The organism is Chondromyces apiculatus DSM 436 (assembly GCF_000601485.1).
In the GTDB taxonomy this organism is placed as follows: Bacteria; Myxococcota_A; Polyangia; order Polyangiales; family Polyangiaceae; genus Chondromyces; species Chondromyces apiculatus.
Window position 1 is genome coordinate 1 of record NZ_ASRX01000146.1, and the last position, 7,429, is coordinate 7,429.

Here is a 7,429-nt window from a genome sequence, read left to right on the forward strand (position 1 = left end):
GTGGGCACAGGGCGGGGGAGGGTGCCGGTGATGAGGGGGTCGGCCCCTGTGCTCTCGCGGCCGTCGCGCGTGAGCGTCACGCGGTCGCGCTTCATTTTGCGCGCATGCCGTGCCGTTCGAGGAGGCGGTGGACGAGCTGGCGGGAGACGCCCATGGCATCGGCGGCGCGGGAGATGTTGCCGCCGTGCTGGCGGAGCTTGGCGGCGACGTAGCTGCGCTCCAGCTCCTCCAGGACGACTTCGCGGGCCTCGGGGAGGGAGAGATCCAGGAGGCGGCCGAGGCGCTTCTCGGCGAAGCCGTCGAGGTCGACGTGGTCTGCTGCGGGGTCGGTGGCCGATTTCGGGTCTGCGGCGCTGCCAGGGGGAGATGCGTCCCGGGGGGCAGCCGCCTTCGTTGCGTCGGGGTGAGGTCCGCCCGCGGGTGGGAGTGCGCTGGGCGGGGCGCCTCCAGGGCGGGCGCTCCTCGGTGCGTCTGCGCCTGGGCCGCTGGCTGGGCCGCTGGCTGGGCCGAGGATGCCTGGGCCGCTGGCTGGGCCGAGGATGCCGGGGCTGCTCGGCGGGGCGGTGCGCAGGCCTGCGACGGGAGGCATGGTGACGCTGCCGGTGCGGGAGGGGCCCGCCAGCTCGGGGAGTAGCTCCGGGAAGAGGACCAGGCGGGCGACGGCATTGCGTAGCTCGCGGACGTTGCCGGGCCAGTCGTAGGCCTGGAGGAGAGGGAGGGCGTGGGGGGGGAGGTCGGCAAGGGCGCGTGGGGGGTCGCGGGCTTCGAGGATGCGCTCGACGAGGAGGGGGATGTCGTCGCGGCGCTCGCGGAGGGCGGGGACGTGGAACTCGATGACGGCGAGGCGGAAGTAGAGGTCCTGGCGGAAGGCGCCCTCGGTGGCCTTGACGCGGAGGTTGCGGTGGGTGGCGGCGACGATGCGGGCGTCGAAGGGCTGGAACTGCTTGGCGCCAAGGCGGCGGACTTCGCGGGATTCGAGGGCGCGGAGGAGCTTGGGCTGGAGGTCGAGGGGGAGCTCGCCGATCTCGTCGATGAAGAGGGTGCCGCGGTTGGCGAGTTCGAGGAGGCCAGGTTTGGTGGTGGTGGCGCCAGAGAAGGCTCCAGGGACGTAGCCGAAGAGTTCGCCTTCGATGAGGCTGGGGGCGATGGCGCCGCAGTCGACGACGACGAAGGGGCCGCCGCTGCGGCGGCTGTTCTCGTGGACGGCGCGGGCGAGGAGCTCCTTGCCAGTGCCCGATTCGCCGAGGAGGAGGAGGGTTTCGTCGGTGGGGGCGGCGCGTTCGAGCTTGGCGAAGAGGGCGCGCATGGAGAGGCTCTGGCCAAGGGCGCGGCCAAAGGAGGTGCTGGCAGAGAGGGGGAGGACGGCGCTGGTGCCCGTGGGGCGGACGGTGAGCTGGGAGGTGCCGACGGTGACCACGACGCCAGGCGGGAGCAGGGCTTCGAGGATGGGGACGCCCTGGATGAGCGTGCCGTTCTTGCTGCCGAGGTCGCGCAGGAGGACGCCGCGCTCGGTGAGGCGGATCTCGCAGTGGCGGCGAGAGACGAGGGGGTCGCTGACGACGACGTCGCACTCGCTGCTGGTGCCGAAGACCAGGGGGGACATGCCGACCTGGGTCTCCAGGACGCGGCGGTCCGGGAGGGTGACGAGGACCCGGACGCTGGGAAGCCGCAGGGATTTGCCCTGATCGAAGCTCGTCAGCGTCAGGGACGCTGCCTGATCGCCAACCATGGGCCGCATGGTAGCCACGCCGCAGGAGAGGGTGTCAACCGGAGGCCTCGGGGCGATGGCCGGGCCGCGGTGTTACGAGGTCATGACACACGATGTCACGCGGGTGTGACACCGTAACGCGGGCGTGACAGCGCGCTCGACGGCTGGCTGGCGCTGCCCGCTGGCGAGCGCTGCTGGCGAGCGCTGCTGGTGGGCGCTGCTGGTGAGAGCTGCTGAGAGCTGCTGTCGCTCCGCGGCATTCAGGGGGTGGTCCGAGCCCTCGGGAGGGGGGGCGGCGGTCGACGATAGACGCAGGGGCGGCGGGGGCGCAGCTCATTGCGTGAAGGGAAGGGACCGCTCCGGCTTCATGGAGGCAGCGTTCAACCCGCGTGGTGCTATGGTCACGTGCCGATTACCTACTGGACCCACCCGAAAGCAGGCATGCCCGCGCGCATTGAAGACTACGCGATCCTCGGAGACACCCAGAGCGCAGCCCTCGTCGGGCGCGATGGATCCATCGACTGGCTGTGCCTTCCCCGCTTCGACTCCGATGCCTGCTTCGCTGCGCTGCTCGGGGACGAGCGGCACGGGCGGTGGCAGATCGCTCCGCAGGGGGCGGTGCGCGCGGCTCACCGGCGCTACCGGGAGGGGAGCCTGGTGCTGGAGACGACCTTCGAGACGGAGGAGGGGGTGGTGCGGGTCGTGGACTGCATGCCGCCACGGCAGCGGGATCCGGATCTGGTGCGGGTGGTGGAGTGCGTGTCCGGCAGCGTGGTGATGCGGATGGAGCTGAAGATCCGGTTCGGGTACGGGGCGACGCTGCCCTGGATTCGCGTGAACGGGGCGTGCATCACGGCGCTGGCAGGGCCCGATGCGCTCTCGCTCTACCCAGGGGCAGGAGGGGTGGGCATGACCATCGAGGAGGATGGGGAGGCGGTGCTGCGGGCGGAGTTCCGGCTGGCTGCCGGGGAGCGCACGGGGCTGGTGCTGGTGTGGCATCCCTCGACGGAGGCGCCGCCGGCGGGGCTGGATCCGTTCGCGGAGATCGATGCGACCGATGCGTGGTGGAGCGCGTGGGCGGCGCGGTGCACGTATGAGGGGCCTTTCCGGGGGGCGGTGCTGCGGTCGCTGCTGACGCTGAAGGCGCTGACGTATCTGCCGAGCGGGGGGATCGTGGCGGCGGCGACGACGTCGCTGCCGGAGGCGCTGGGAGGGGTGCGCAACTGGGATTACCGGTTCTGCTGGCTGCGGGATGCGACGTTCTCGCTGCTGGCGCTGATGGAGTCGGGCTACCAGGACGAGGCGCAGGCGTGGTGCGACTGGCTGCTGCGCGCGGTGGCAGGGCACCCGGCGCAGTTCCAGATCATGTACGGGGTGCTCGGGGAGCGGCGGCTGACGGAGATCGAGCTGCCGTGGTTGCCGGGGTACGAGGGGTCGGCGCCGGTGCGGATCGGGAATGCGGCGGTGGATCAGTTCCAGCTCGATGTGTTCGGGGAGGTGATGAACTGCATCCACCACGCGCGGCGGCTGGGGGTGACGCTGGACGCGGAGACGTGGGGGTTTCAGCGGGCGCTGCTCGATCACCTGGAGCTCCGGTGGCGGGAGCCCGATGAGGGGATCTGGGAGGTGCGGGGGCCGCGGCGGCACTTCACGCACTCGAAGGTGATGGCGTGGGTGTCGTTCGATCGGGCGATCCGGGATGCGGAGAGCTTCGGGCTGCCAGGGCCCGTGGAGCACTGGAAGGAGGTGCGGGAGGCGATTCACGCGGATGTCTGCGCGCACGGGTTCGATGCGCGGCGCAACAGCTTCACGCAGTACTACGGGACGGATGCGCTCGATGCGAGCCTGCTGCTCGTGCCGCTGGTGGGGTTTCTGCCGGCCGAGGATCCGCGCATCGCGGGGACGGTGGCGGCGATCCAGGCGGACCTCACCGACGAGAGCGGGCTGACGCTGCGCTACCGGCCGGACCCGGCGACCGATGGGCTGCCGCCAGGGGAGGGGGCGTTCATTGCCTGCACGGCGTGGCTCGCGGACTGTCTGGCGCTGCTGGGGCAGCTCGATGAGGCGCGCCGGCTGTTCGACCGGCTGCTGTCCTTCCAGAACGATGTGGGGCTGCTCAGCGAGGAGTACGATGTGAAGCACGCGCGGTTCCTCGGCAATTTTCCCCAGGCGCTGTCCCACACGGCGCTGGTGAACACGGCGCGGATTCTTTCGGTGCCCCATGTTCCCGCGCCGCTCTGCGGGGGGCGCTGAGGGCCGCCGGTAGAGGCGCGTCGGGCGCGCAAGGGGCGCGCAAGGGGCGCGCAACGGCCGCGAGGCTGGCGCATCCAACCTGACCGCAAATGCGACCCGCGATCAGGCGCCGGGCGGTGACGACGCCGAGGGGGCGGGCCTGTGCGCAGGAGCGCGGGGCCGCAGGGGGCCTCGCTCAGGGATAGCTCCATGACCATCAAGAACGCGCTCGCAGGTATCGCCGTCAGCAACTTCGCGGTCGCGGTCTCCTGGTACGAGCGGGTGCTCGATCGCCCCGCAGATACCCTGCCGATGGCCGACCTCGCCGAGTGGAAATTCGGTGAGGGTGGGTGGATCCAGGTGTTCAAGGATGCGACGCGCGCAGGGTCGTCGTCGGTGACCCTGGTGGTGGAGAGCCTGGACCGGGCGCTCGAGGCGCTGCGCGCTCAGGGGGTGATGATCGGGGCGACGACGTCGTCGCGCTACGTGAAGACGGCGATCGTGAACGATCCCGATGGGAACCAGATCGTGCTCGCCGAGCCGCAAGGGGCGGGGTGAGCGCTGTTCACGCTGCGCCAGGGGGCGCTGGAGATGCCCCTGAAGGAGGGAGTGCGTGATGAACGAGACGATCAGCACCAGCACCAGCACCAGCACCAGCACCAGCACCAGCACCAGCACCACCAGCAATGCGGCCGCGGATGCCGATGTTTGCCGGCTGATGGATGCGTGGGTGGAGGCGGTGCGCGCGAAGGACGTGGAGGCGTCGGTCTCCCACTACACGAGCGATGCGGTGATCTTCGGGCTCGCGCCGCCGCTGAGCATCCGCGGTCAGGACAGGGAAGGGGCCGAGGGGTGGTACGCGACGTTCGAGGGGCCGATCACGTACGAGGTGCGTGATCTGAGCATCACCAGCAGCGAGGATGTGGCGTTCTGTCATGGGCTGGTCCGGATCGCAGGGGCGCGGACGAGCGGGGAGGCGACGGACATCTGGGTGCGGACGACGATGGGGATGCGCAAGGTGGATGGGGCGTGGCGGATCACGCACGAGCACCAGTCGACGCCGTTCTACATGGACGGGAGTGAGCGCGCGGCTGTGGACTTGAAGCCGTAGCTGCGCGTACGCCGGGCAGGGAGCTCTCGTGCTCGGTGATGCCGCTGGGCGCTACCGGGCAGCCTTGCCGCGTGCGGAGGCTGCGCGTTGGTTGCTGCCTTCGCGTTACTGGGCGCGTTTGGCTTGCGGGGTGGCCTTGCCCTGCTTGCTGCCCTTGGGATGCGTGGGCGCCTTGGGATGCGTGGGCGCCTTGGGCTGCGTGGGCGCCTTGGGCTGCGTGGGCGCCTTGGGATGCGTGGCCGCCTTGGACTGCGCGGCGTTCTTGCCCTGCGCGCTGCCCTTGGCCTGCGTGGCTGCTGGACCTTTTCGGGCCCCGGTCAGGAATGCGACCGCCTGCTCCACCTGGGCGTCGGTGACGGTGTGGCCCGCGCGCGGGGCGCCCATGGAGGCCGTGGGCCACTTCAGCCGCTTCAGGAGGCGGGTGAGTGCCTCCTGATCGCGGTGCGCTTTGTCCTTGCCGCCCCACGCCACGAAGAGGGGGACCCGCGCTTCGCCCTTGGTCCTGGCGCCGGCCAGCTCCAGGTACTTCGCGCCGGAGCCGCCCGCGAAGACGGCGTAGCCCTGCACAGGGAGGCGGCCCCGCAGGGCGAGGGAGGTGGCGTAGTAGGCGCCGTTCGAGAAGCCGAAGATGAAGACGCGGTCGAAGGGTTTTCCGGAGCGCTGTTCGAGGTGGGCGCGGGCGGTGGTCCACTGGTCGAGCAGGGCGTCTTCGTGCGTTTGCTGGGCGGCATGTGCCGTGGGCCAGGCCCACCAGGACTCCATGCCCTTCGGGCCGATGCCGGGCTTGCCACGCGGGGTGAGCACGGAGAAGCCGTGACGCGCGCCGATGCGCACCGCGGCGCGCTGCTGGGTCCACTGCCAGCCGGCGCCCGGCTGCATGACGCCGTGGAGGAAGATGAGGAGGGTGCGGGGGCCCGGGGCTTCCTTTTCAGGGGTGTAGGCGCAGACCTCGTGCGGGAGGGTGTCCAGCTCCGGCGCGCACCACCGGGTGGTGTCAGGAGCAGGCTTCGGGGCTGCCTCACCCGGCAGCTTCTCGACGCCCTCGTCTGCAGACGGCGCGGCGGTGCGTTCGGTCGCCTCCACGCCAGAGAGGACGTCGCCTGCAGGAACCTGTTCGTCCTCCGCTTGCTGCACGTCCGCGGCTGCCGTCCCTCCCGGCAGCAACGCGGCCCCGGCGAGCACCGCGACCCGGGCGGCTCGGATGCACGCGAGGCCCCAGGGACGCGCCTTCGCCAGGGAGGTCGGCCGGGTCATGGCTCCCCTTCTACCACGGTGCCGCGCGCTCGACCTACGACACGGCCCCGGAGCCCTCGAGGCGGAGGAGGCGGGGGCGGGCTGGGCGGCGCTGATCCTGGTGGTGGGGGACATAGGATGAAATCACGCTCTTTCGTGGCCGCTTCGATGCGCTAGGTGTGGGGCATGACGACGGAGCAGAAGTCCATAGGTTCTGGTTATGGTGCGGAGACGACGGCGCGCGAGGTGATCGGGGAGACGAGGCTCGATGGAGCCATCGCCGTGGTGACAGGGGGGTACGCAGGCGTCGGGCTGGAGACGACGCGCGCGCTCTCGGCCGCGGGCGCGACGGTGATCGTGCCGGCGCGGACCCTGGACAAGGCGCGGGCAGGGCTGGCAGGGCTGGAGCGGGTGGAGATCGAGAGCCTGGATCTGTTCGAGCCGGCGTCGGTGGACGCATTCGCGGCGCGGTTTCTGGCGTCGGGGCGGCCGATCCACATGCTGGTGAACAATGCGGGGATCATGGCGACGCCGCTGGTGCGAGATGCGCGGGGGTTCGAGTCGCAGTTCGCGACGAACCACCTGGGGCACTTTCAGCTCACGGCGCGGCTCTGGCCGGCGCTGCAGAAGGCGCAGGGGGCGCGGGTGGTGTCGCTGTCGTCGCGAGGGCACCGGCGGGCTTCGGTGGACCTGGAGGATGCGCACTTCGAGCGGCGGGCGTACGACAAGTGGGTCGCGTACGGTCAATCGAAGACGGCCAACGTGCTGTTCGCGCTGGCGCTGGATGCGCGCGGGGAGGAGCAGGGGGTGCGGGCGTTCTCGGTGCATCCAGGGGCGATCCTGACGGACCTGGTGCGGTCGCTGCCGGAGGAGGAGTTGAAGGCGACCGTGGCGGCGGTGACGCCGGGGGGGGTCAAGAACGTGGAGCAGGGCGCGGCGACGAGCGTGTGGTGCGCGGTGAGCAAGCAGCTCGATGGGATGGGTGGGGTGTACTGCGAGGACGTGGATATCGCCGAGGCGGTGGCGGCGGACTTCCAGGGGCCAGGAGGGGTGAGGCCGTGGGCGGTGGACAGGGAGCTGGCCGAGAGGCTGTGGGAGAAGAGCGAGGGGTGGACGGGGGTGAGGTTCGGGTGAGGGGCGGGGCG

The 7,429-nt window shown here is 71.0% G+C and carries 6 protein-coding genes; 4 read left to right on the plus strand and 2 right to left on the minus strand.

What is annotated here, in order from left to right; translation table 11 throughout:
- Positions 1–91 precede the first annotated feature (91 nt).
- Positions 92–1,729, minus strand: a complete 1,638-nt coding sequence (locus CAP_RS42985; protein ID WP_231512033.1) for a sigma 54-interacting transcriptional regulator — start codon at positions 1,727–1,729, stop codon at positions 92–94.
- A 420-nt stretch (positions 1,730–2,149) separates the two neighbouring features.
- On the opposite strand from CAP_RS42985, the gene CAP_RS42990 reads away from it, so the two are divergent.
- From CAP_RS42990 to CAP_RS43000, 3 genes are all read left to right on the plus strand, one after another.
- Positions 2,150–3,961: a glycoside hydrolase family 15 protein gene (locus CAP_RS42990; protein ID WP_044252532.1), complete on the plus strand. Its 1,812-nt coding sequence runs from the start codon at positions 2,150–2,152 to the stop codon at positions 3,959–3,961.
- 189 nt (positions 3,962–4,150) lie between these two features.
- The gene (locus CAP_RS42995) at positions 4,151–4,498 is read left to right on the plus strand and encodes a VOC family protein (RefSeq protein WP_044252533.1); all 348 of its coding nucleotides are present in this window, start codon (positions 4,151–4,153) and stop codon (positions 4,496–4,498) included.
- A 58-nt stretch (positions 4,499–4,556) separates the two neighbouring features.
- A complete protein-coding gene (locus tag CAP_RS43000) occupies positions 4,557–5,051 on the plus strand; it encodes a YybH family protein (protein WP_052376938.1) in 495 nt (164 codons plus the stop codon).
- Between the two features lie 105 nt (positions 5,052–5,156).
- On the opposite strand, the gene CAP_RS46885 is transcribed toward CAP_RS43000, so the two are convergent.
- A complete protein-coding gene (locus CAP_RS46885; protein ID WP_052376939.1) occupies positions 5,157–6,305 on the minus strand; it encodes an alpha/beta hydrolase in 1,149 nt (382 codons plus the stop codon).
- Between the two features lie 165 nt (positions 6,306–6,470).
- On the opposite strand from CAP_RS46885, the gene CAP_RS43010 reads away from it, so the two are divergent.
- Positions 6,471–7,418, plus strand: coding sequence for an oxidoreductase (locus tag CAP_RS43010; RefSeq protein WP_044252538.1), 948 nt, complete (start codon positions 6,471–6,473; stop codon positions 7,416–7,418).
- Positions 7,419–7,429 lie beyond the last annotated feature (11 nt).